The 458-nt window shown below is 48.0% G+C and carries 1 protein-coding gene; it reads right to left on the bottom strand.

Annotation, left to right across the window (positions count from 1 at the left end; genetic code table 11):
- Positions 1 to 458 (bottom strand): glutamate ligase domain-containing protein (locus FH871_RS34875; RefSeq protein WP_305036627.1); only part of this gene is annotated, 458 nt, incomplete at both ends.

Here is a 458-nt window from a genome sequence, read left to right as displayed (position 1 = left end):
GCTTAACCCGAGGAGCCGATTGACCCAGAATGACCATCTTCTTGAGGCCCTTAATATCTGGCACCAGCTCATCAAATTCATTGCCCCGGTCCAAACCACCAGCAATGAGAATAACCTTGCTATTATCAAAGCCAGATAAGGCTTTTTGAGTTGCTAGAATATTGGTTGATTTGGAATCATTGTAGAAGGCCACACCCTTGACTTGGCCCAAAGATTGCAGACGGTGCTTGACGCCACCAAAACTTGCCAAAGTTTGGGAAATCACCTCATTAGCCAGGCCAGAAAGTTTGGCGATAGCAATGGTAGCTAGGGCATTTTCAACATTGTGACTGCCAGGAACACCGATAGCGTCAGCGGCCATGACTGGCTCGCCCTTGAAATAGAGGTAGTCATCCTTGAGATAGGCTCCATCTACTTCTTCCTGGGTTGAAAATGGGACAACCGTCGCCTGCGTTTTC

The sequence above is a fragment of the Larkinella sp. C7 genome (assembly GCF_006149005.1).
GTDB lineage: Bacteria > Bacteroidota > Bacteroidia > Cytophagales > Spirosomataceae > Larkinella.
This window is presented reverse-complemented; position numbering and strand designations above follow the sequence as displayed.